This is a genomic window from Larkinella fluvii (genome assembly GCF_051857545.1).
Taxonomy (GTDB): Bacteria; Bacteroidota; Bacteroidia; order Cytophagales; family Spirosomataceae; genus Larkinella.
This window is the reverse complement of record NZ_JBPZHB010000005.1, coordinates 55,726-77,270: the sequence shown is the minus strand read 5'-3', so window position 1 is coordinate 77,270 and position 21,545 is coordinate 55,726. Positions and strand designations below refer to the sequence as shown.

The following is a 21,545-nucleotide window of genomic DNA, read 5'->3' as shown; positions in this document are numbered from 1 at the left end:
GATAAACCATGAAAGCAATTACCCTCACTGTGTTGGCAGGCCTTTTCTCACATTTTTCAAATGCCCAGATCATTGTGCTGGTCTCATCTGTCGGCAAAATTACCGGAATCTCAGCAAATGGAGTTGGAGAGTTCCGATACGAAAATAGTCACCGTGGAACCCCTAAACATGGGCGTATTACCAAAATAGGAACCACGGAGTTCGAATACGAAAATAGTCATCGTGGAACCCCTAAGCATGGGCGTATTACCAAAATAGGAACCACGGAGTTCGAATACGAAAATAGTCACCGTGGAACCCCTAAGTATGGGCGATTAACTAAGGTTGGAGCTATTAGTATAAGTTATGATACAAATAATAAAATCAGCAATATCATTAATACCACAAGGGCAGATGTTAAAGTGGTTGTCGCTATAGCGATTGATCAGAACGGTAAGCCTCTTTAGTTTTATAATTCTGGCCATGCCAGATTAAAAGGTGTGCATTCAACTTGTCATTTTCCAGCAGCTTCATTTTCAAAATTGCCCGTTGCGTCTCGTACCGTTCCCGATCCGGTGGATTGGGAATCACAAAACCGTCGATCTTTCGGCTCAGCTCCGTTATGGAGTCCAGTCGTTTGCCTTCGTCGTAGTCGCTGGTTCCTTTCCGGCTGGTTTCCATTCTCAGCTTGTGCCGCAGTTCCGCCAGTGTCAACACCTTATTGGCATATTCCCGGCGCTGCGCATTGTAGTCGATGGTCAGCAGTTTCAACTGCGCCTGGGTTTCCCGGTTATCGATTTCCAGTTGCATAAACCGGGTTTGGTTCGGAAACTCCATGTTGATTTCGGTTCCTTTTTTCATGATTGATCCCACGTAATAATGGATTTCCCGTTCGCTCTGCACGGAAACTTTCACGACCGGTTTTTCCAACCAGGTATTCAAACTGTCAATCCCGATCTGAAACAAGCCGACCTCTTTCATTTCGTGCCGGGTGGGCAATCGTTTAAAACTGAGCAGCCGACATTGGTTCAATTCGCAGGTTTTGAAATCCCGTCCCTGATACAGAATCAGCTTGCTGTCCGTCTGCCGGAAAACCGTACCGGAAACCGTATCGCCATTGACCAATAGGGTCGCGCCGTAGTCACCCGGTTTTCGAAGCCGCTCCCGTTCCAGGTGATCAAACGTGTTGAACGACTGGTTGTATTTCGTCCAGAAACCGTTTACCATGAGCGGGAAGGCAAACAGATTCAGGCAGCAGAACAGCAGAAAGACAACCACTTCCGCCCGGTAATCATTGACCGATAACCGCAGCTTGGGATTCGCCGGCAGCACCGCGGGCCGCTTTGAAAAAGGGTAAAAGATCGGAATCCCCTGCCGGGTACACATATCGAATATCAGGTGACTCCCCAGGGCCAGCGAAACCGGTAGCGTGTAGTGGAGGTGAAACAGGTTATCCAGTAACCGGGTTGCCAGGACGACGGCAGCGTAAAAGAAAATGCTGTGGGTGATGGTGCGGTGACCGTAGTTGCGCTGAAGCCAGCGGGCGAGCGGGTAAACGGCTTTTCCGATGGTGCTTCGGGTGTGGTCGATGTCGGGGAGCAGCGTGGCCACCGTGATGACGGCCATTGTGTCAAACCGCTCATAGACATTCACATCGGCAAAGGATGCAAATAAACCGGTGAAGGCGAATCCACCGGCCACGTGATTAAAGGATTGCATCAGAACATGACGGTTTGCATCAGCATCCAGGACCAGTGTTGCGAATTGTAATCAAAGTTGTGCTCCCGGTAAATGTTCTTTACAATTCCGACAAAGACGTGTCGGCTCTGGCCTGTTTCCAGCCGGGCCACCCATTCGCTAACCTGATCCAGGCTCATCACCTGCACATCGACCACCACAGCCCGTTTCAGGAATCTACCTGCCAGGTATACATCAAATTCTTTCCCTTTGGCATAGAGAACCGCATCAAAGGGTCTGAAAACTGTAAAACTGTCACACATCAGCTTGTTATTCCAATTGGAGGAATACGACAGAATCTCCCGGTGGTGCTTATTGGGGAGTGGAGTTATGTCAATCTTTTGGTCGATCAGACGATTTAGAATCGTATCGGTCATCGTTAATTTGGCAGATTCGTCGTTCATAAGAAGTTTGAGTTTGATTACTTCTGTTTGTACTCGATGCAAATTTTCCCGCTGCGGCCGTGTGTCGTTTCCAGTTGCGCTTCAGCCGTGAGGTGGGGAAGCGTGGTCGAGTAAAGGAACAGCACGACCACCTGATCCGGCTTGAGCTTCAGATTGAAATCACCGATCAGATCAAAGTCCGTCGCTTTCAGCTCAATGATTTCAGAGGGTGAATACCGCTCGGTGGCCACTTCCTCGTAGGCGTCATCCCAATTGGTTTCGGGCGGGAAATAATACACATCGATGCTGAAATCGTAGGGCCAAAGGTTCAGTAATGGTTCATTGCATTGTTTAACCAACAAAGTGTAAACGGATGGTGAAACGCCGTTGGGGTGGCAGGAACTGAAAAGGAGCGTTAGACCAACGAATAAAAGCAAAGGATGGCTGAAGTAAACCGCGCGATTGTTCATGTCCGGTAACCGTTTGAATCGCAATGGTAGGGAATCATAAGGAGCTATCCAAAATTTGTCTTGATACTTACTATTCGTTGTAACTGGTTGATTTATAGGGTAACAACTAGGTTATTAGATAGCGGTTTGTGATTACTTGTTGGATCCAAAAGGAAGCCTGTAGGCGTATACAGTTTTGGCTGGTGGATTCTATGATACTGCTATGGTGGAAAATTCAGAAGAATTTTGAGCAAGCCGTGTCTTTATGAATTTCTGGCTAATCCAAGCGGGATGGCCAGCCAGAGCAATCAGGTTGTGCGAAAACGTTGACTTTCTAAACGTTCGTGTGCGATCGCTTTGGTTGCAGTTTGTAAAAGCTTTACTGCCTCATACCCAGTCCGTGAAGTCCTGACACCAGTGATCCAACTAACCGCCCGTTACCTACAAAAAGCCTAAACAGGCTTCTTGGTATCCAAGGATTGTCGCAGTTGTCTTTTCTTCCAAATAGCCTTGTACAGTTTGATAATCGACGCGTGGTGGAACGTCTAAAGCAAGGTAAGTGGGCAGATGGCTCCCTTCCCAGGTACAGCCCAAATTGACCAGATCCTGCATGACTGCTTCGACATTTTTTTCATCAAAAATGATTATTTGAACCACGCTGTGTCCGGAGGCTTCGACCAGCGAACCAAATAAAAGCTCGCCGTCTTCTTCTTTTGCGCTGACGATGTCTCCAAAAGCTATTGAAGTAGCGAAGAAAGGGATGTTCTCAATTCTATAATTCTCTCCCACCGGAGTAGCCCACACACTCTCCAGTGACGTGCCCTCTTCATCTTCACATTCAAAAACGATCTTTACTAAATCCATTGTGCAACTGGTTGTATGATTAGCATAATGGCAGGCTAAGGTAAAGGCCGCTTGGAAATGTAGACGACCCCCCTGCCCTGTTTGCTGTTGCAAAACGAAAAACCCTCCCCGGAATGCCCCCGGCCACAGACGGCGTCGGTGCCGGCAATGTACAATCTCTCGTGACCATCGAGGTAGAGGCTCTGAATCTGGTGTAACTGCGGCAAATCAATCCGGCGACCCGTAGCGGTGATCACGCCAGGCGTTTCAAACTGACCTACCGTGGCCGCTGGACCATTCAGGAAAACCCGATTGATTTTGTATCCGGTGCCTGATGAGGTAACAACGGGGTTAATGAGTAATCGTTTATCGACGGCATTATGGGTGGGAATATCCGCAAGCAATGGATTTCGTCTTGTGTAGGGCTGCCAGGTCTTCCCATCGTCTAAACTGTAGTTATTGGCGTGAACCAGCACCTGTTGATAGAATTCTTTATTGGACTGATTCGTGAGACCACTCATGGTAAACAAAGTGTCCTGATTCTGCACGAAGCCAAACAGGCCGATTTTCTGCTCAAGAACCTGTTGCCAATGACGGCCTTGATCCGTTGATCGGAAAACCGCAAAGCCCGTGGAGATGAGCAATGTATTATCCCAATCGCCCCACACACCCAGGATGTCTTTGTCAACGGGTGCTTTGAGCGTATACCAGTCAGGATATTCGGCTAATACGGTGTCATGCGCCGGATTGACAAGGTCAGATCCGTTTTTTTGGCAAGACAAAGCCAGCAAAATGAACGCACAGCAAATGAAAGTTTTCATCGTGGTTGAGTTTACGTCAAAAAGGTTATCCTCGCTGGTTGGAAAGAGTATGTAGTCCCGTAAAGCGTTGGAAACTGGTTCGTTTATTTCCCTGGCCGGTACATTTTCAGGGAAAGTTGAATACTTTATGCTCCCCAGTATTTTGGATCTCGAATCAGAAATTAATACAGAATAATTCGCAGGGTACAGGTGTTTCCCGAAAAGCAGTTTATACCGTCTATTCATGCAACCGGCGTAAACGCCTATATCAATTAACCGTGCATTGTTGGGCAAATTCGGGGCAGATACAGAAGATTTTATTTATTCCCTGAATTTTTCTTCCCATAGCCAAACACAGATGCCGCCACATACGCCGTCGGATCATCAATGTCCTTGACGCCCTGGGCGATGTAACTTTCGGCGCGGATGAAGGCATTCAGTTTTTCTTCGTCATTCAGGATGTCCTGCTGCTGCTGGGCGGAGAATTTGAAATAGTGGAACACAGAAACCGCATACCGTCGCAGTTCCTCTACGGGAAGATTCTGGGCGGTATCCATTTCCTTCAAAAAGGCCTGGTATTCTTTTTCCCGCGGGTGCTTCCTCCGGATGCTAAATGTCAGCCATTTGACAAACCGGCCTTCCTTGCTTTCCTGCATCGATACCGACACATCCGTTCGTTCATTGATTTCGGTCAGGGAGACATCCAGTACGCGTTGCTTGAAATTAGAATAGCGCGCGTATTTCTCGGCGCCCAACAGTTTACGCAATTCATCCAGATTAATTCGCATCATTTGGGTGTCCAGATACCGGCACAGATGCGGATAAAGCAACTGGGCATATTCACTGGTCAGCGAGATGGCGGCCTTGAGTTGGTACTGGCTGTAGCCTTTGCTGAGATTGATAAAAAGGGGCACCACGTCCGCAAAAAGCGTGATGGTGATGTAGCCGCGCTGGTAATGGACTTTGGGAAAGGGAATGATGTAACTGAACGAAAGGTCGTTTTTTCCTTCGAACACGATGCGCCGGGACGTAATCCGTTCCGCTGCTTTTTTCAGATCAGAAATGCTGGGTTTGGTGCCATTGGCAAAGAGGTCAGAAATGTGAACCCGAAAGACCATATTCTGCGACGTCCGGGCATTGGGTATCTCCTCCCCTTTTTTTAAGGTTTGCTGGCTTTTAATCGCCGTCAAAACCGACCAGTACATCCGGCGCTCGATGATCGAAAAATCATTTTTGGCCAGAAGGAGAATGAGCGGCTCCTTAATAATCGGTACTGCTTCCATAACAAACTAGATCGGTCCATGGGCAATATAGGAATAATTTATGTTGCCGAAAAGCAACGTCAGTAAATTTGATGTTGCCTGTACTAACTACTTGTTACCTATATGGAAAAGTAGAAAAAACGTTGCTTAAAGGCTTTGTTGAAATGTATACTTAAAATATAGGTTCAAAAGGGGATAACCAATAATAAAACTATTTCAATATATTATATGTTTTTTTAAATATTTGATTTTCAGATATTTAGTGGCCAGTTTTTGTCACATATATCCTCAAAAAAAAATTCATGTTTTGTTACTTTTTAGCCAAAGTAGGGTTTTCGTTGCTTTAAGCTTTTATGGAGGTGTATCATGTTAACTAAAATGGCTCCAGTTCACTCTAAAAGCGTATTTTCGACGGAATTGAGCCGAGCTAACTTCCCCATTTGAGGAATACATCCGTTCTAATCGGGTAAAACCGCCTAGCGTCTGGCACCGGGACTCATTTCCCTGTTGAAAGTAGGGATTATGTTGCCTGAAAATCGATACACAAATTAGATTTTATCATCTCCAGATAGAAATCCTGTTGCCTGAAACACATCGAAAAAGTAGGGAAACCGTTGCCTGTGATGATGTGAAATGTGGATAAGTCGATTTTAAAAGTAGGGGAAACGTTGCCTGAAGTAGGGATTGTGTTGCCCGAAGTAGGGGAAACGTTGCCTGAAGACACCCAAAAGTAGGGATTGTGTTGCCTTTAAGTAGGGGAAACGTTGCCTGAAGTAGGGATTATGTTGCCTGAAGTAGGGAATCCGTTGCCCGAAGCGGTATTTACCCCCATTCAAACTATTTGTTATCAGCAAGATACAAGTTGATTACCAGACGCTACTATTCACAATATTCAATTCAAAAACCATTAAAATTTTACTATTGACTTGATTCTGGCATTTAAGGAAAAAAAAATGTGGAAAAGTCAAAAAGTGTTGCGAAGCTAAAAAGGAATATAGATATTTACTCTTATAGTAAATAAGTATCTAAATTTTATTATTTCAACTGACTACGGCTTTATGGCAAAAAGAGTGAATAATGCACCGATTGAAGCCATTCGGCTGGCACTAAAAGACCAGGCGATTTCGCTTCAACCCATCGTCAACCAGGTCAGTGCCTTACCGGTCGACAGCCAGCTTGAATATTATTTCGTGCCGGCGAAATACATGGAGTTTTACCGGCCGTATTACCGCCCTGGCCAGCCCTACAAAAATCTGAAACTGGTAAACTTTGACTTGCCGGCCATCTCGCTTTCCTTCTTTTCCAAACACAAATATACCATCGACCGTGACGCTCATCCGGATCTGGTCATGCGGCATTTGCGGGAACACCGGGAGCTTCTGTTTAACCGGTCACTGGTTGGTCAGCTTAGCAGCAACCAGCAACGGGAATTGCAGGAAACGAATGATCTGCTGCGACAGATCAGGAACGATCCGGACGCTTACCAGTTTTGTTTCAGCAATTACCACCATTACTACATGTATTGGTATTGCTCCTACCGGTTTTTTGAGGACGATGCAAAAACCAAACTGGCCAGTTCCATGGAACACCTGTTAAAACACACCCAGCGGGTCGCCGGGCAGGTGCATGAACGGCTTAATATTATTTTCATTGATCCCTACTACATCACCCGACCGGTACCGCAGGATAATAAACTCATTGATCGAGAGCTGGAGACATACCCAAATCAATTCAAGCAGGGTGTTACAACCTTATACGTACGAAAAAAGATAGTCAGCCAGTAGTGTCGGCCGGAAAGAGCTACAGGAAACCGATGCCCTGCTGCGGGCAATCCGGGACCAGCGGGACAACTAAGACCTGTGCTTTTCCAATTACTACAAATATTGGTATTGCTCCTTCCGCTATTTTGAGGACGCTGAGCGCACCAAAGCGGGAACCGATAACGACACCTGCTGAAGCATTCCGAGCGTGTGGAGGGCAAAATAAATGAACGCATGAACGTGATCTTCGTTGATCCCAAATACATCACCCGACCGGTGCCCTATGACAACAAGCTGGCAGATCGGGAACTGGCCACGTATCCCAGGAGCTTTGGGCATGGAACGGTGTCGTTGTATGTAAGGGAAAAGCAGTGATTTGGACACAATTTTGTTTTGAGACAATTAGAATTCATACTCTTGTAATTGTATGGGGTTATAGATCTGGAATGACGCTTGCAGCTTTGAAACCTTTCTGTAGCCTATTCCATCATGATGATCAATCCGTCTGTTGTGTTTTATAAACCACGTCGCAAAGATAACATGTATCAAAGAAATCGATCAAGTCCATATCCACTATGGGTTTGAATGGATTTTTACACTCTTAAGAAAAGAAAGCTGCGCGATAATCATAAACGGGTATATCGAATTTACTGTCAGGAGAAACTGAATTTACGCAGAAAACGTCAAAGGCGGAATAGTGCGGCTACCCATAGGATTCAAGAGTCTATTGTTTCTACTTTATATGAACACTGGAGCATGGACTATAATGCTCTCCAAACTGGACAGTAGGAATAAGTAAAACCAATTAACTTAGATCTACAAAATGTTTAATCATGTCTAGGTTAACTTGGCGCGTTTACGGCTCCTATTTCAAAACCAAGTTGATTTTAGAAGCTCTCAAGGCCACAAAACCTTGCTTAGTTCAACAGCGAATACGATATTCATGCCACTTAGTTTAGCACTTGAAAAACCCACCAGCATTGCGCTTATCGAATCATTCAATCGAAGTTTTATTTCTGCAAACTGGTTTTTTCGCTGGAAGATACTAAGGAAAAAAATAAAAATTGGCGTTACAAATACAATCACTTACGGACTCTTAATACGCTATTTGGGTTACCAGCAGAAGTAATATTTGAAAAGAAAAATTAACAAATGAATATACGATCTTAAGTCATTAACCGCTTTAAAATATAGGAAGAGGCCAGTAAGAATAATTAATTAGAAAAAAACGATAATCTTTCTTTTTATTGCTAAATATTATTTAGTATTGCATTTACTATACATGCATTATTTATAATACTTTATGTTTCGCAGAGTTTTTTAAAATTGTTTGATATGAAAATATACTCTTGGCTTATTTTTGTGACGTTGTACTGGTTTTGTCCAGCCAAGGCACAGACAACGGGAGGAGCATTTACAAATACTAATAAGCCTACGATAGTATACGCAGAAATAACATTTCGTACGACTGGCGATGACAAAGATTGGAATACACAAGTTCGTGTCTCAATGCGGGCAGATAACCCCAAAACTGTTCCAAGCGGGCCTCACATGTATGGTCAAGTTGCAACTTTACAATGCTGTAGTAGCGACCGATCTGGGGATCATTGGGACAACAACACAGTTACCATACCACTGAAAATTCATAGTCCAAGTACCACTAAAGATGAAATCTTAAAGTATGGAAGAATTAGTATAGGGGCAAGAGCCCATGGAAGGGACGAATGGAAATTTGATGCTAGCCTTACTATACACTATGCCGATGGATCGGTGTCATGGTATACTGGGTCAGGATGGGATAATATTATTCTTCGACCCACTAATATTGAGGATGGTACTGGTTATATAGCCCTTAGTAACCCAAAGCAACCTTAAAAAAAATACTCCCTGTTATGAATGTTTTAAATGAAGCAAGCCGCCATTTAAAGTTATTTGCTACACTTTGCATTGTAATACCTTTTTGTATGGGTGCTGCACTAGTTGAATCTGGCACCATAAAAGCAAGAAGTAAAATGCTGATTCGCATTTATCCTGAGAATGCTGATAATACGAAGGGTGCATTGATTTATTCCGGCTGGTTACAGAAAGACGAAACCAGAGGCATTAGCACGGATCGAGGAAGAATAATCTTTGACTACCGATATTCGGAAAACGACGGCTGGACGACAGACATACATGCTTGGTGTCGCCAAGGAAATGTTGTAACCGTTCCTTGAAATTTTCCACTGATGTTTTATCGCTATTGTTGCAGGCAAAGGACGCTCCAAAATGGGGCTACCTTTGCCTGTTGTTGATGCTTGAGTAAGTCTGTAAAGTTTCACGCACGGACTCGTTGATTCTAAATAAACAGGGCTATTTTCCTAAGGTAAGGGCTTTACGAACTAATTCACGCATCAATAATGACAAATTTTTCAATATTTTTATTAAACGTAAGTATTTTATAGCGTTTTACAAACGGTCGTTTGTAAAACGCTATAAAGAGGAAATTTTATTATTTAGCTTTTGCATGACCATTCCAAAATTATTTAGCCGTTGATAAATCCGTTGCACCTGCACTGTCTGGAAGCTGCTTCCTTGTGACCTTTTGAAACCGTGCAGATTTATCTCAACGGCAATCGCCGACCACGATTTACCAGCTTCCCTCCCATTCCGAATTACGACACCTGCCCGGCGGTTATTCTCATATTCATCCACCATTTCTTTGATGATTCGATCGCCAATTTCCACTGCGTTGTGGCCACCTTTCCGCCATTGCCTAACCCGTTTTAGTTTTTCTTCCATTGCCTGCCGCGTCCTGTTAATTGGTCAAAGTTGTATTTCACGTATCATAAATGGACGTTTATGATACGTGAAAAAACTGTATCTTGCCCGTGGAACACCTCCAGTTGCCAATCATGATTGAATCCGAAATCCAATACGTCGCTTATTACCGGGTCAGTACCCGAAAGCAGGGGCAATCCGGTCTGGGACTCGATGCCCAGAAAACCGGTATTCATTCTTTTTGCGGTGAACGGCTGATCGGTGATTTCGTCGAAGTCGAATCCGGTGGGCAGACCAGCCGGAAGGAACTGGCCAAAGCCGTCGAACTCTGCAAAAAACACAATGCCAAACTGATTGCCTTTCGGCTCGACCGGATTCTACGCAATCTTGAAATTCTGGTGGCCCTACGGCAGAATAAGGTCACGTTCACGGCGCTGGATTGTCTGAACGATTCCGAAATGATCATCAACATCAAGGCCGCCCTGGCGGAGGATGAGTTGCGGAAAATATCGGAACGGACCCGGCTGGCGCTGGCGCAGAAGAAGGCCCGCGGCTACCAGTTGGGAAAACCGGAGAATCTGACCGATCAGGCCCGGCGGAAGGGCGTCGGTGCCATTCAGGAAAACGCGCGCTGTCACCCGGCCAACAAACAGGCTACCGAACTGATCCGGCTTTACCAGTTCCAGAATTTGAATCTGAGTGCGATTGCCCGGAAACTGAACGAGCACGGTTTTCGCACCCGGAAGGGGGCTTTCTTTAAAGCTGAAACTGTAAAACGACTATTGATTCGGCAAAAGAACGGTGGAGAAAAATAAGGATAGCAATCAACGGTACACTCTGCATCGTATTGGTATTCAAACAGTGCCGGTCTGAGTTGGGTTATACGCTTAACGAGTCAACCCCTGCACAACATGAATCCAATTCTTGTATCAATCCTTGCCCTTTTTTGGGCAGGCCTGGCCTCTGCCCCTGCTCCCGTTCAACTGAAAAATAGTCAAACAACAACCCCGCCGAAATCTGTTCAGGTGGGCCAGGGAGAAGTCGCTCGCTGGGCGGGTAACTGCAAGCGCTGTAGTTTTGAGAAACGGGCCTGGCCTGCCGTCAACGGCACCTGTTATTATCCGGTTGATATGGAGATGAAGCCCGGAGAATACACCATTTCACGCCGGACCACCGGAGGAAAGCTGGAATCCGCCCGGTTGCTGGTGACTGAAAAGCCTTGCCGGCAAGAAGACATCACCAATTTTCCCAAGAAGGAGTACATTACCATTTCCTCGCAGAATCAGGCGCGGGCATCCCGGGAAGCGGCCGTGATTCAACCCCTGATCGCTTACCAGGCGACGGTGCGTCCGGCCGTCTTCGACCTGCCGGTTGGAAAACCAGCCAGTCCCCTGCCACAGGGTGAAGGCAACTTTGGAGCTTGCCGTACCATTAACGGGCAGTCGCGGGACCGGCACACCGGACAGGATTATCCCATTGCTGCTGGTAAACCGGTTCAAAGTGTGGGCAATGGCCGGGTGTTGCTGGCCACTGACGGATTTTATACGGGCAATGCGGTTTATATCGATCACGGGAACGGGTTAATCTCAGAGTATTTTCACCTGAAAAGTTTTACGGTAAAGGCAAACCAAACGGTTCAGAAAGGGCAAAAGATAGGAGTTGTAGGAGAAACCGGTCGGGTTACGGGACCCCACTTGCATTTTGGCGTTCGCTGGTATGGGGCTTGTATTAATCCCGGCTTTTTGCTGATCGATCCGGCTGAACTGCCGGAGGTCAAATAGTTAAATAAAGAAAGCCAGAAGACGTTCGAAATTTTTTGGCTTTTGGTGAAACTGCCTATGACATTGCCCGATTCGATTTTAAAAATAACAGGTTTGCATGCGGACGGTGCCGTTTCAACTTCGGAGATCCGTGGAATCCTTGTTGCTCTTACCAATATTACACTTCATACACATAGTCTGTAAGTTGTTGATTTCATCATGCCCACCCAATGATCGTGGCTTGATATGGTCAACGTGTAAAACGATTCCGTGTTCTTTTGCGCTGCGACGGCAGCTGCAACACGTCCAGTTGTCACGAGCCAAGACCTGGTACCAAAGACCGGCACGGACAAACCGGTAACTGTCTAATTCCGGTAACTGAATTTCCTGATCAACCGGTTTTTCAAAAACCGGATTCTTTCGTGAGTTAAGCCAGGCTGATAAAGCCTGAACGTGCTCCGGAAATTTAGGCTTTATTCCTTCCGCTAATGAATAGCAGGTGTCCAGAATCGGAAACAATAACACGAAGGCCAGAATCAACTGGTCGATGGCCAACTGATTCTCAACTGGTAAGTATATGGCCGGTGATTGAATTTCAAAAAAGTATTCATCCCTCAGCATTTGCTTCAAAGGAATGAGCTGAATCTTTTCGGTGTGGGAAGTATAGGACAGGTTGCTTTGATTCAAGAGTGCAGTAAATTCATCGTAGTTCTGGCGGAAATACTTTTTAAGATTCCAAAAGTAGGCGTCATCCCACCAGTTGAAAGGCCGAACGTTTACGGACATTCTCCCAGTGTTTGTGACTTGAAAAATAGCCGATGCGGGATGTAATGCATATGGCTTTCCATCCGGGCGTTTCACTTTAAGCTGCCGGTCAAAAACTCTTTTTCCAGAAATCCCAATTAATACCAGATCAGTATCCCGATTAGACTTGGCCTCTTTCCGGTGAGAAGGGCTGTATACGAAGTTATATCTTTCAAACGGATCGATGTGGTAGGCCTCTTTCACTTGGAGTAAGGCTTCATCCAGTAACCGCTTCATACGAGGGAAAAAGTAATTTTGGAGTGTATTCAGTTTGGTCTTGGTATCCGGAATCGAAAATATTTCGATGTCGCGAGCTTCAAAGATAATAGCTTCAGTAGTGTTCATTAACAAGAAAGAATTAATCAATCCATTTTCATTTAAAACATTCCGGATTTATCCCATTAAATAGGGGAAATTTCACCTTGACATAATAAGGTTTTTGTCTGTATTTCAGTGTGTTAATTATTTCTCTGTTACAAAATTCTCTTTACTTCCTCTTGCCATGCCCCTTCTAAACAATCTTAAATCCGCGCTCACGCTGGAATACAAAGACGATGTAAATCAACCGGAAAAACCAGTTGCAGCGGATCAAAACACGCTCAGAATTGTAATTGGATTGCTGGGCGTATCACTTCCGGTGATTTTATTATTTGGTCTATACGGTTTCAGTGGCCATGCAAAACCCTTAGAATCAATCAGTCATTACTTTTATACGCGGATTAGTAGCGCATTTATCATTACTTTAGGACTTTTGGCTGTTGTATTAATGGTTTATAAAGGAAAGAAGCCAATTGATTTTTTCCTCTCATTGATCGCGGGCATTTTTGCCTTGTGTGTAGTCATCTTTCCGACTTCTAATTTGTCTCCTGAGTGTCACCATGCTGATTTCTTGTATTCGATAACATATATCGAACCGGCTCAAATTTATGGGGAATTTCATTTTTTTTCAGCGGGCGTATTTCTGGTTGCCCTGGCGGTTATGTCCTTTTTTCGATTTCCTGAGGATGATTCTTCTGACGAGAAACCAAGTGTTCGGGATAAAGTGCTATACAGAACTTGTGGAATTATTATGGTGCTTGCTCTTCTGGGAATTGGCTTAGGTAAATTAGGAGTTCTATTTGATAAGACTTTTTTCGAACAGCCCAACAGCGCGACGTTTTGGTTAGAAGCTATTGCGGTATGGGCATTTGGCTATTCCTGGTTACTCAAGGCTGGCTTCTTCTCTAAGTTATCTGATTTTGTTCTCAAGTAATGGCCAGATTAGACCCCTGAATCAAAAACAATAGCCGGATGACTTATAGTCACCTGGCTATTGTACCGCTTATTCCGTAACTAATCTTTCAATACCTTTCCCCGTATCCCACACATCAGCGATTTACAACTAGAAACCAGCCTCCTGGTTGAAAATCTGACCGCAACGTTCAGAGAACTTCTTCTGGCTTGTTCTGCTCATTTGTGGACCCGGTTTCCTGTTTTTTATTCCAGTTCACCAGCCATACAAAAATCGTTTGCGCCGGTACACAACTCAAGTGAGCAACGGTGTTGATGTCCTTGTATTGTTCAAGCATCCTGAGTACCAGTGCTTTGAAATCGTTACTATACCGTTTGGTTTTGGTAATCACATCCTTCAGTCCGACCGGATTGAGGTTCTGTACGCCCTTCACTTTATACAGATTGATCACCTCCTCCCCTTCCCGTTCAAAGTTTTGGTACCGTACATGTTCGGACTGATGAATCAGGTTTTCTTCATACACAAAGCGATACCCCTTTGAGGAATCCTGTTTCCCCAGCAAACAGGCCCGGATGCATTTGAACGTGATGTCATCCAACTCGCGGTTCGCCTGGTTAGCGCTGTAGTATTTGCCGACAGGCTTGGGATCGTCCCCCCGGAATACGTAAAATGGCCTGGCTCCCTTACTTTTCGCCTGGTTGTTGCGATGGCTTGCCGATTTAGCTCTTCCCAGATTGGCTTTCGATATTTTGTCTTTGGATTCCTGGGTATGAGGTCGCTTGAGCATAGGCTAGTCCTAGTTAAAGGATGAGTAATTGCGTATTTACACAAATGAGTAAATGTGTAATTGAGTAAATTAGGGTATAGTCATTGCCTGGATGATAGGTCAACCGTCTCCCCTGCTACGGGTTCCAGGGATTCTTCCGGCATCTGGTAACGGGCAAACTGTTCCAGTTCCAGCCACATTTGGACGAGTGCCTTGTTCTTTTCTTTCAGTTGCAGGACGAACCGTTCGTGTTCCAGACTTTTTTGCAGGTGCTCCAGCGGTTTCATTTTCTCATCGTTGAAGGTGTCATCATGGATTTTGATGATCCCGCTTTCCAGCGCTTTCGTGGCCTGTAGCTCATAGCCGAATTGCTCCATTTCCAGCACCACGATCCGGTGCATCGTCCGGAGTTGTAGTAAGGCTTCGTTGTATTCGTACTTCGCCCGGGCGTCGATGCCGTCGAGTTTTCCTTTCATCATGACCTTGTCCCGGTCGATTTGTGCCAGCGTCGATGTGCCAAAGGTGACGGTCGGCAGTCCGAACGCCCAGCCAACGTTGGGCAGGTAATACCACCATTTCTTTTTGTGCACGGTTTGAAATTCCTTCCGGTCGGCCTGCCATTTCTGGCTGTAGTAGCGTTTCAAACTGGCTTCGTACGTTAGAATGTCCTGTAGCTTCACAGTGTTGTCGGGTGACTCCAAGGATGTGTTTCTAATGTCTTTTACATCCGTTACAATGACTTCCTGGGCCTTTGTATTATTCACAGAAATCAAGTACAGTGCGATCAGCAGCCCTATTTTTGGACGGGGAGTAAATAAGATTGCGATAGTATGCCTACAGGTTTTCATTGAATGTCAATAGATTTTGGTGGGGTTGAAATTGTTTCAAGGAAAATGGACCGGTCGCTCGGGACTGGTTCACGGTTCAAATCCGGTTTCAAATTGGTTTAGAATCACCCGGTTTTCTCCAGCAGATCAATGGCAAAACAGCCGTAGGGGCCACAGGCCATAGGCTGGCCAGCTTCCTCGGTGAGGTAATGGATGACAAAGGTTAAGTTGTGGAAAAGATCGGCTTTGACGCGTACCGGGTCGCCGGGTTTCAGGGGTGTGTTAGCAGCGGTTTGGGTAAATAATTCATTCATGGGAGCAGTAGGTTTATCAACGGGTTGTTCAACTTACCATTAGACGAGAAGAAACCCGAAAAGTCTCAAAAACAGAGAACCCGGCTTTGGTGCCGGGTCCTGATTGTAAATTCGACGGATTAGTAAGGGCTAAAACAACGTGATGCTTGCTGTTTAAAGACATCAAAGCGCATGCTAAATCTCTTCGGTTAATTTGCGAACTTCCTGAAGCGCCATTTCCATTAAATTCTGGCCGTGTTTTTCAATCAATTCTTGCTGCTCCTGCATGATGGCATTATAATCCCCAGTGGTAAGCAGCGAAAGCAGGCGAACCTGATTGGACAATATAACCTGTTGGGAAGCTGCGGTTTGACAAACCAGTGGAAGAATTGTTTTCAGCAGGGCATTGGTCAGATGTGATTGCATGGTTTTCCAGTTTTCCAGATGAGATCAAAAAACAATCCTACCAATGCAGGTGCTGGTTTCTGGATATAAAACCCATTTGATCGTATTGTTATTGCCTGACAGGCGGTACGTAGGTTGGTGATGAACCACTTCTGGATCGCTGGTTCGTTGGCGGTATATAGGTTGGCTGTTGAATTGTATCTGGCGAAGGAACATAAGTGCCTTCTATCCAGACACATTCTCCATTTATCTTTTCATAATGCGCATTAACCCATTTGTGTCCAACTCTTTGGCTGGCATTTGGAGTTGTGCTTACGGGGAAACCTTTGGGACTTTTAGTGGGGCATTCTACCTGCTGCTCTGTTACTGTTTTGTGCGTTTTTTTTGGGTCTGGATTAGCAGATTTTTTGTCATTGGCAGTGCGTTTTTTTTCATTACTCTCAATTTCAACATCGATGAGGCTATCTAAACTATATACTTCGTCAGGGTATTTTAACTTGTATTTTGTTGATGTTAAGCCCAGTTTGATGCCCTTATTTCGCATTTCCTGAGGGATTTCGTCGAAAATTACTTTACCCATAGTATTGATCGAACGGGTTTGGAGGAAATTCTCCTGCTCATTTCGTATTTTAAGTTTGCCCCCTATGACCGGGTTATCGGTCAATGTTTTTCCATGAAGATTAATCGCAACGTAGATATGCTGGGGCTTTGTCAGGTATTGATAGACACTGAAACCTATTAAAACAAGAACAATAAACAGGACCAGACGCGACCACAAGGGAAGCTTACTGCCGATTTCTTCCAAACCCAGAAATTTTAATAAACTAAGAATGAAATCCGACATAATTGACCGCTTTTAGCGTATTAATCCCGGTGTTTTAGTGGTTGATTTTGAAGCCAATATACAAAAAATCACAGTTCTTATTCGCTGGAATTTAGTAAGCGTCATGGTAGCTCGCATGGTTTTACCATTAGACGAAATACCAGAGGGAAAGTCTCAGAAAACAAAAAACCGGCTACCCTGCCGGTTTTGAAATAGTGTCTATACTAACAGTGCTGAATAACGTGACGCAGCTAAAGCATAGCATCTTTACAAAGAACGTTGTGAAAAGGTTATAACACACCACACACCCACAGGAGAATGAAAATTGAACCCGATCCACACCAAACAAACGACAAATGTTCTGGGTGTACCTGAAAACTGGGACGAAAGCAAAGGTCCATGCCGGGGATTGCCGATTGTCGAGGCTCACGGGAATATCTATTCGTACTGGAAACCGTCACTGATTGAGCGATTTCAAATCGGTATTGGTCGCCCGATCAAGCTGGTTGTCGCCGGTGAGAGAATGCCGCCAGTTGCTTTGGAGACAACTAAGTAAAGATAGCAGACGGGCTGAAAAATTAAGCAGATTACTCATGGAAAATAACTATCTATAGGATTATTTGTATTTTGGGGTTTTAACCAAATCCTTCCTCACAAATGATCTTTTCTATACTGCCTGACGATAAAGATGTTATTACCTCACTGGGAACCTACCACCCTTATCGCAAAGGAGCGAATCCAAATTGGGACGACTTTAGTGCGAGAATTTTAGACATCAAGAACAATAAACCATATGGAATAACTTTCTTTGAAAAACAACTCCAGGATATCTTGGCAGATGAAAATTTTACAATTGTCATTGTACCATCCCATGACCCGGCAAATACAGAGGGCGGCATGAAAGCATTGGTTCAAAGGCTATGCAACGATACCGAACGGATTGATGGCACAGGGTGCCTGGTCCGCCATACAAAGGTCGAAAAATCCTCTACTGGTGGAGGCCGCAGCATTGAAAAGCATTTGCAATCTATAAATGTGAAGAATGTGAACTTGATTAGCGGCAGGCAGGTTTTAATACTAGATGATGTAACAACGACCGGATCTTCGTTAATTGCTTGTCGGCAACTGATAAAGAAATGCGGTCCTAGTTTGATTGTAACTTACGCACTCGCTCAAACAGCACAATTCGAATAGCCAATGAACACCAGCGCAAGCATTATCCTAAAAGTCATGAATTTGCCCGGCGTGGGGCGAAAAACGGCTTTCAAACTATTCCATGGTCTGAAACACTCAATCCGAGATAATTACGATCTTATGGATTTCGTCAATGAAAACCCGACGATCATCCGAAAATCGCCTTCTAAATGGGAGTTTCAGACAGCCTTCGATAATGCTGAAATTACCCTGGAGAAATCGGATCGAGCTGGGATTAAAGTCATTGGCTACAACGAAAAGGATTATCCCATCCTTTTGCTGAATGTCGAAGATCCCCCATTACTGCTTAGCGCCAAGGGCGATTATAGAAGACTCAATGAACTGCCATCCGTCGCAATTATTGGCACAAGAGCGCCATCAGAATACGGGTATAAGGTAGGTCATCGCTTAGGCCAAGTATTTGGGGAGAGTGGTTTCAATGTCGTCAGTGGTCTGGCCATTGGCTGTGACACGGCTGGACACACGGGATGCCTGGACAAAGGTGGTTTTACAACAGCGGTTCTGGCTCACGGTCTGGACACGATTTATCCAGCGGCAAACAAACCACTGGCCGCACGAATATTGGATAATTGTGGTCTCTTGATCTCAGAATACCTGATCGGTCAGAAATCACAGCCGAGCTATTTTGTCGAGCGTGACCGGATACAGGCCGGATTATCGCAGTCTGTAATCGTTGTCGAAACGGATATTAAAGGCGGGACAATGCACACGGTGAAATTTGCCAAAGCCGCGAAGCGCATTGTGGCCGCATTTAACCATGATGCTCGCTATTTGAACCACCCCAAAACCCAGGGCAATCAGTACTTGATTAAGAATGGCACTGCCCAGCCATTGTCTGACACGATCTCAATTGAAAACCTAAAGAATACGCTGCTCGATTTGGCAGGATTTGTCTTTAAGCCATCTCTGGAGATCAAGCCAACGCCCAAGAAAGAGGAGCCGAAAATTGAATTCGCTGGAACAGTTTATACTGTAAAAAGCGAACCAGCAAAAATCAAGAAAACACCCAAAGCAAAAACAGAAAAAGTAGCAGCTTCGGGAAAATCGAAAAAACCATTCATTATAAAGTCTGAAGCCGAGGACATATTTATAAAGGTGGAAGGCAAAACAGAGGATAAGGCTGCAACCCAGTCTAAAAAAGGGAAGAAAAAGCCAGAGGGGAAAGTAAACGGTGTCCAGTTAGATGTTTTTACCAACTCCCACTAAATGATAAGCTTAATTTTTGACCTAGACCAAACCCTTGTTGATAGCAGCAGTGCCGAAGCATCAAGACAATCCAGAAACTGGCCACAGACTTATACCCTGATCCCGAATTTTATCATCTATGATGGTTTGGCCGATCTTTTTCAATATATCCGGGATCAGGGTATAAAAGTCTGCATCGTCACCACCAGCCCATCCATTTATTGCCAGAAGGTTTTGGACCACTGGAAAATTCCCTATGACAGCATGGTGTGTTACCATGACGTAAAGTATCGCAAGCCACACCCGGAATCTTTTATCAAGGCGTTGGAAAAACTAAATGCTCATCCCAAGGATGTCCTGTCACTTGGAGACCGGGAGATAGATATTCAAGCATCGAAAGCAGCTAACATTAAAAGCATCGGATGTTTGTGGGGATCAGCTGAACGTGACAGCATAACCGCGGCTCAACCGGACCACCTGGCTGAGCTGCCATCGGAAGCACTCGAAATAATTCGGGCATTCCAGGAAAAGTACAAGACTACAGAAATAGAGCAAATGACCAAAAAATAGGACGCCCCGAATTTTTCGCTCCAATGTTTGTATAATTACTTTTTATGACAACCAACTTTTACGGGGTCAAGTTAAATGCCAACTAATTCCTAATGCGAATCAAGAGTTGAAAGCCATAATATATAGCCCAACGGCCAGCCTGCCCAGACAGTGCAGTAGCAACCCTTTCTGAGAACGAACTTTGGAAGCCGTTTGGATGTGAGTTTTTTCAATCAGCCAATTAAAGAACGATTCCACCGGCTGACGTATCAAACTGACATAACTGGAATAAAGCTGGTCGGCGGCATCCAGACGTTTTTGACCCTTTTTAAGTTTAATGGGCGTCATCATTTCGACCTGCTGCTGACAAAGCTGCGCTTGCAAAGGGGCTGAAGCATAGATTTTGTCCCCGACCAACGTTCGTTGCTCTACATAAGGCAGCGTGGTCTGTTTGAGAACCGTCAGGTCATTGGCCGATGCGGGGGTAAAGTGAAAATGTTCTGGTAAAGGAATCGTGCCCCGGCGATCAAAGCCTACAAAGTGCAGTTTTAAGCCATGATAATAAAGGCGTTTGGTGGAACAGAAACCTTTATCGGCCCATTCTGGTGCTACCTTAGCCTGATAAGGGCGTTTGGAAACAATGATAGGGAGCGAATCGGTCAGACTGATCTGCCGATGACAAGGTCGGCTTTGCAAGTGACCGACTAAGTCATCGACCAAGATTTCAAATTGCCAGCCCACTTGATTGAGCCGGTAATTGAAGGCCTGATAAGAGGGTAGTTTTGGGAACCAATCCTGCCAATGATCAACGATATAATCATAACTCTGTCGCATAGTGTACCGTTGTTTAAGCAGACCAAACAGATAGATTGTCATCAGTTCCTGATCGGTAAAATCGGGCTGATGATTGTTGCTTTGCCGTTGGAAATGCAGGCACAAGTGCTTATCATAGCACTGGCAAACGTACCGGGCCGCCGGGCGGTCATAGAGAGCAATGAGTTGTAGTTGTAGCATTCTACAAACTTACTTCTCAGGCTGCGTTTGTCCATTTTAGTTCAACTCTTGATTCGCATTCCTAATCCTCAGTAAGTACAAGGAATATAGAATGAGATAGCTGATTGTCGGCACTAATCAGGAAAACGAGTACTCATATAACCTGACTTAGTATAAGGAAAAGACGCGTAACGATCAGGAGCAAGGTCAACTTTTACCCACCCATTTGAAAAAATTTCTATTAAACTAACCTGCTAGAAAAATCTTACTAGTAGGGAATAGGTTAAAAGGAAAACAAAGAAGATAACCAGGATGATGATCAAAGTCCCGCCGGGCATTTGCTCCGCTTCGATTTGAAAGATTTTGCCTATATGAATTTTAAGACCTCGAATCGGTTGATTCGGTCGTGTTCGTGGGTTCATGACCTTGATGAGAAATTGGTGAAAACTGACTGATCAGCAGTAAGGTCGCTTGAAACACCAAGGTCGGTTTAAGGGTGACGACAAGCACCAAGATCAGCAGTAGGGTCGCTTGAACACCAAGGTCGGTTTAGAGGTGACGACAAGCACCAAGTCAACAAGAGAATCACTGACTTTGCAAAGCTAAGTGCTTACTGGTAATTAGTTTAGATTATTGTATTTTCGTTCATGGGACGCGTCAATACACCACTCTTGGACGAAAAAGCAAAAGCCGAATTAGACAAACGGTTCCGTACCGATAA

The 21,545-nt window shown here is 44.9% G+C and carries 24 protein-coding genes; 10 read left to right on the top strand and 14 right to left on the bottom strand.

What is annotated here, in order from left to right; translation table 11 throughout:
- Positions 1-8: 8 nt before the first annotated feature.
- Complete coding sequence (locus ACS5NO_RS13825) at positions 9-446, top strand: hypothetical protein (protein WP_439415692.1); 438 nt, start codon at positions 9-11, stop codon at positions 444-446.
- On the opposite strand, the gene ACS5NO_RS13820 is transcribed toward ACS5NO_RS13825, so the two are convergent.
- From ACS5NO_RS13820 to ACS5NO_RS13795, 6 genes are all read right to left on the bottom strand, one after another.
- Positions 412-1,698 (bottom strand): metal-dependent hydrolase, encoded by a 1,287-nt coding sequence (locus ACS5NO_RS13820; RefSeq protein ID WP_439415691.1) that lies wholly within the window; start codon positions 1,696-1,698, stop codon positions 412-414. The two genes, ACS5NO_RS13825 and ACS5NO_RS13820, sit on opposite strands and share 35 nt — an antisense overlap.
- Positions 1,698-2,120 carry a hypothetical protein gene (locus tag ACS5NO_RS13815; protein ID WP_439415690.1) on the bottom strand — a complete coding sequence of 141 codons (423 nt, stop codon included), beginning with the start codon at positions 2,118-2,120 and terminating at the stop codon, positions 1,698-1,700. The genes ACS5NO_RS13820 and ACS5NO_RS13815 overlap by 1 nt, the downstream gene beginning before the upstream one ends.
- A 17-nt stretch (positions 2,121-2,137) precedes the next feature.
- Positions 2,138-2,569 (bottom strand): hypothetical protein, encoded by a 432-nt coding sequence (locus ACS5NO_RS13810; protein WP_439415689.1) that lies wholly within the window; start codon positions 2,567-2,569, stop codon positions 2,138-2,140.
- A 420-nt stretch (positions 2,570-2,989) separates the two neighbouring features.
- Positions 2,990-3,412 carry a DUF4265 domain-containing protein gene (locus ACS5NO_RS13805; protein WP_439415688.1) on the bottom strand — a complete coding sequence of 141 codons (423 nt, stop codon included), beginning with the start codon at positions 3,410-3,412 and terminating at the stop codon, positions 2,990-2,992.
- Positions 3,413-3,447: 35 nt separating this feature from the next.
- On the bottom strand, positions 3,448-4,212 hold the full coding sequence (locus ACS5NO_RS13800) for a hypothetical protein (protein WP_439415687.1): 765 nt from the start codon (positions 4,210-4,212) through the stop codon (positions 3,448-3,450).
- A gap of 296 nt (positions 4,213-4,508) precedes the next feature.
- A complete protein-coding gene (locus tag ACS5NO_RS13795) occupies positions 4,509-5,474 on the bottom strand; it encodes a replication initiation protein (protein ID WP_439415686.1) in 966 nt (321 codons plus the stop codon).
- A gap of 1,037 nt (positions 5,475-6,511) precedes the next feature.
- Between ACS5NO_RS13795 and ACS5NO_RS13790 the strand changes: the two genes are divergently transcribed.
- The 3 genes from ACS5NO_RS13790 to ACS5NO_RS13780 all read left to right on the top strand — a co-directional run bounded on the left by ACS5NO_RS13790 (position 6,512) and on the right by ACS5NO_RS13780 (position 9,429).
- The gene (locus ACS5NO_RS13790) at positions 6,512-7,237 is read left to right on the top strand and encodes a hypothetical protein (RefSeq protein ID WP_439415685.1); all 726 of its coding nucleotides are present in this window, start codon (positions 6,512-6,514) and stop codon (positions 7,235-7,237) included.
- 210 nt (positions 7,238-7,447) lie between these two features.
- Positions 7,448-7,588: a hypothetical protein gene (locus ACS5NO_RS13785; RefSeq protein ID WP_439415684.1), complete on the top strand. Its 141-nt coding sequence runs from the start codon at positions 7,448-7,450 to the stop codon at positions 7,586-7,588.
- Between the two features lie 1,517 nt (positions 7,589-9,105).
- Positions 9,106-9,429: a hypothetical protein gene (locus tag ACS5NO_RS13780; protein WP_439415683.1), complete on the top strand. Its 324-nt coding sequence runs from the start codon at positions 9,106-9,108 to the stop codon at positions 9,427-9,429.
- A gap of 256 nt (positions 9,430-9,685) precedes the next feature.
- On the opposite strand, the gene ACS5NO_RS13775 is transcribed toward ACS5NO_RS13780, so the two are convergent.
- Entirely contained in the window at positions 9,686-9,994 is a 309-nt protein-coding gene (locus ACS5NO_RS13775) for a hypothetical protein (protein ID WP_439415682.1), read from the bottom strand.
- Positions 9,995-10,107: 113 nt separating this feature from the next.
- Here ACS5NO_RS13775 and ACS5NO_RS13770 point away from each other — a divergent pair, with 113 nt between their 5' ends.
- Together ACS5NO_RS13770 and ACS5NO_RS13765 are read left to right on the top strand one after the other, a co-directional pair.
- Positions 10,108-10,788 (top strand): recombinase family protein, encoded by a 681-nt coding sequence (locus tag ACS5NO_RS13770; protein WP_439415681.1) that lies wholly within the window; start codon positions 10,108-10,110, stop codon positions 10,786-10,788.
- A 96-nt stretch (positions 10,789-10,884) separates the two neighbouring features.
- Positions 10,885-11,754 carry a M23 family metallopeptidase gene (locus ACS5NO_RS13765; RefSeq protein WP_439415680.1) on the top strand — a complete coding sequence of 290 codons (870 nt, stop codon included), beginning with the start codon at positions 10,885-10,887 and terminating at the stop codon, positions 11,752-11,754.
- Positions 11,755-11,868: 114 nt separating this feature from the next.
- Here the strand turns inward: ACS5NO_RS13765 and ACS5NO_RS13760 are convergent, their stop codons facing one another.
- Positions 11,869-12,882, bottom strand: coding sequence for an HNH endonuclease (locus ACS5NO_RS13760; RefSeq protein ID WP_439415679.1), 1,014 nt, complete (start codon positions 12,880-12,882; stop codon positions 11,869-11,871).
- A 157-nt stretch (positions 12,883-13,039) separates the two neighbouring features.
- Between ACS5NO_RS13760 and ACS5NO_RS13755 the strand changes: the two genes are divergently transcribed.
- Positions 13,040-13,789, top strand: a complete 750-nt coding sequence (locus tag ACS5NO_RS13755; protein WP_439415678.1) for a hypothetical protein — start codon at positions 13,040-13,042, stop codon at positions 13,787-13,789.
- A 169-nt stretch (positions 13,790-13,958) separates the two neighbouring features.
- Here ACS5NO_RS13755 and ACS5NO_RS13750 read toward each other — a convergent pair whose 3' ends face one another.
- The 5 genes from ACS5NO_RS13750 to ACS5NO_RS13730 form a co-directional block, all read right to left on the bottom strand.
- Positions 13,959-14,555, bottom strand: a complete 597-nt coding sequence (locus tag ACS5NO_RS13750) for a hypothetical protein (protein ID WP_439415677.1) — start codon at positions 14,553-14,555, stop codon at positions 13,959-13,961.
- 80 nt (positions 14,556-14,635) lie between these two features.
- On the bottom strand, positions 14,636-15,214 hold the full coding sequence (locus tag ACS5NO_RS13745) for a hypothetical protein (RefSeq protein ID WP_439415676.1): 579 nt from the start codon (positions 15,212-15,214) through the stop codon (positions 14,636-14,638).
- Positions 15,215-15,486: 272 nt separating this feature from the next.
- On the bottom strand, positions 15,487-15,675 hold the full coding sequence (locus ACS5NO_RS13740) for a hypothetical protein (RefSeq protein WP_439415675.1): 189 nt from the start codon (positions 15,673-15,675) through the stop codon (positions 15,487-15,489).
- 174 nt (positions 15,676-15,849) lie between these two features.
- Positions 15,850-16,080 carry a hypothetical protein gene (locus ACS5NO_RS13735; RefSeq protein ID WP_439415674.1) on the bottom strand — a complete coding sequence of 77 codons (231 nt, stop codon included), beginning with the start codon at positions 16,078-16,080 and terminating at the stop codon, positions 15,850-15,852.
- Positions 16,081-16,168: 88 nt separating this feature from the next.
- Positions 16,169-16,903: a hypothetical protein gene (locus tag ACS5NO_RS13730; protein WP_439415673.1), complete on the bottom strand. Its 735-nt coding sequence runs from the start codon at positions 16,901-16,903 to the stop codon at positions 16,169-16,171.
- A 636-nt stretch (positions 16,904-17,539) separates the two neighbouring features.
- On the opposite strand from ACS5NO_RS13730, the gene ACS5NO_RS13725 reads away from it, so the two are divergent.
- Genes ACS5NO_RS13725 through ACS5NO_RS13715 form a run of 3 tightly spaced genes read left to right on the top strand, consistent with a single transcriptional unit; the run spans position 17,540 to position 19,852 of the window.
- Positions 17,540-18,076 (top strand): phosphoribosyltransferase, encoded by a 537-nt coding sequence (locus tag ACS5NO_RS13725; RefSeq protein WP_439415672.1) that lies wholly within the window; start codon positions 17,540-17,542, stop codon positions 18,074-18,076.
- Between the two features lie 3 nt (positions 18,077-18,079).
- On the top strand, positions 18,080-19,303 hold the full coding sequence (locus ACS5NO_RS13720; protein ID WP_439415671.1) for a DNA-processing protein DprA: 1,224 nt from the start codon (positions 18,080-18,082) through the stop codon (positions 19,301-19,303).
- Complete coding sequence (locus ACS5NO_RS13715) at positions 19,304-19,852, top strand: HAD family hydrolase (protein ID WP_439415670.1); 549 nt, start codon at positions 19,304-19,306, stop codon at positions 19,850-19,852. It abuts the gene before it with no gap.
- 99 nt (positions 19,853-19,951) lie between these two features.
- On the opposite strand, the gene ACS5NO_RS13710 is transcribed toward ACS5NO_RS13715, so the two are convergent.
- Positions 19,952-20,845 carry a transposase gene (locus tag ACS5NO_RS13710; RefSeq protein ID WP_439415669.1) on the bottom strand — a complete coding sequence of 298 codons (894 nt, stop codon included), beginning with the start codon at positions 20,843-20,845 and terminating at the stop codon, positions 19,952-19,954.
- Between the last annotated feature and the right edge of the window lie 700 nt (positions 20,846-21,545).

What these genes read in the sequence shown, in the direction of transcription:
- ACS5NO_RS13825 (WP_439415692.1), top strand. Translation starts at nt 9, where the DNA reads ATGAAAGCAATTACCCTCACTGTGTTGGCAGGCCTTTTCTCACATTTT.
- ACS5NO_RS13820 (WP_439415691.1), bottom strand. Translation starts at nt 1,698, where the DNA reads ATGCAATCCTTTAATCACGTGGCCGGTGGATTCGCCTTCACCGGTTTA.
- ACS5NO_RS13815 (WP_439415690.1), bottom strand. Translation starts at nt 2,120, where the DNA reads ATGAACGACGAATCTGCCAAATTAACGATGACCGATACGATTCTAAAT.
- ACS5NO_RS13810 (WP_439415689.1), bottom strand. Translation starts at nt 2,569, where the DNA reads ATGAACAATCGCGCGGTTTACTTCAGCCATCCTTTGCTTTTATTCGTT.
- ACS5NO_RS13805 (WP_439415688.1), bottom strand. Translation starts at nt 3,412, where the DNA reads ATGGATTTAGTAAAGATCGTTTTTGAATGTGAAGATGAAGAGGGCACG.
- ACS5NO_RS13800 (WP_439415687.1), bottom strand. Translation starts at nt 4,212, where the DNA reads ATGAAAACTTTCATTTGCTGTGCGTTCATTTTGCTGGCTTTGTCTTGC.
- ACS5NO_RS13795 (WP_439415686.1), bottom strand. Translation starts at nt 5,474, where the DNA reads ATGGAAGCAGTACCGATTATTAAGGAGCCGCTCATTCTCCTTCTGGCC.
- ACS5NO_RS13790 (WP_439415685.1), top strand. Translation starts at nt 6,512, where the DNA reads ATGGCAAAAAGAGTGAATAATGCACCGATTGAAGCCATTCGGCTGGCA.
- ACS5NO_RS13785 (WP_439415684.1), top strand. Translation starts at nt 7,448, where the DNA reads ATGAACGTGATCTTCGTTGATCCCAAATACATCACCCGACCGGTGCCC.
- ACS5NO_RS13780 (WP_439415683.1), top strand. Translation starts at nt 9,106, where the DNA reads ATGAATGTTTTAAATGAAGCAAGCCGCCATTTAAAGTTATTTGCTACA.
- ACS5NO_RS13775 (WP_439415682.1), bottom strand. Translation starts at nt 9,994, where the DNA reads ATGGAAGAAAAACTAAAACGGGTTAGGCAATGGCGGAAAGGTGGCCAC.
- ACS5NO_RS13770 (WP_439415681.1), top strand. Translation starts at nt 10,108, where the DNA reads ATGATTGAATCCGAAATCCAATACGTCGCTTATTACCGGGTCAGTACC.
- ACS5NO_RS13765 (WP_439415680.1), top strand. Translation starts at nt 10,885, where the DNA reads ATGAATCCAATTCTTGTATCAATCCTTGCCCTTTTTTGGGCAGGCCTG.
- ACS5NO_RS13760 (WP_439415679.1), bottom strand. Translation starts at nt 12,882, where the DNA reads ATGAACACTACTGAAGCTATTATCTTTGAAGCTCGCGACATCGAAATA.
- ACS5NO_RS13755 (WP_439415678.1), top strand. Translation starts at nt 13,040, where the DNA reads ATGCCCCTTCTAAACAATCTTAAATCCGCGCTCACGCTGGAATACAAA.
- ACS5NO_RS13750 (WP_439415677.1), bottom strand. Translation starts at nt 14,555, where the DNA reads ATGCTCAAGCGACCTCATACCCAGGAATCCAAAGACAAAATATCGAAA.
- ACS5NO_RS13740 (WP_439415675.1), bottom strand. Translation starts at nt 15,675, where the DNA reads ATGAATGAATTATTTACCCAAACCGCTGCTAACACACCCCTGAAACCC.
- ACS5NO_RS13735 (WP_439415674.1), bottom strand. Translation starts at nt 16,080, where the DNA reads ATGCAATCACATCTGACCAATGCCCTGCTGAAAACAATTCTTCCACTG.
- ACS5NO_RS13730 (WP_439415673.1), bottom strand. Translation starts at nt 16,903, where the DNA reads ATGTCGGATTTCATTCTTAGTTTATTAAAATTTCTGGGTTTGGAAGAA.
- ACS5NO_RS13725 (WP_439415672.1), top strand. Translation starts at nt 17,540, where the DNA reads ATGATCTTTTCTATACTGCCTGACGATAAAGATGTTATTACCTCACTG.
- ACS5NO_RS13720 (WP_439415671.1), top strand. Translation starts at nt 18,080, where the DNA reads ATGAACACCAGCGCAAGCATTATCCTAAAAGTCATGAATTTGCCCGGC.
- ACS5NO_RS13715 (WP_439415670.1), top strand. Translation starts at nt 19,304, where the DNA reads ATGATAAGCTTAATTTTTGACCTAGACCAAACCCTTGTTGATAGCAGC.
- ACS5NO_RS13710 (WP_439415669.1), bottom strand. Translation starts at nt 20,845, where the DNA reads ATGCTACAACTACAACTCATTGCTCTCTATGACCGCCCGGCGGCCCGG.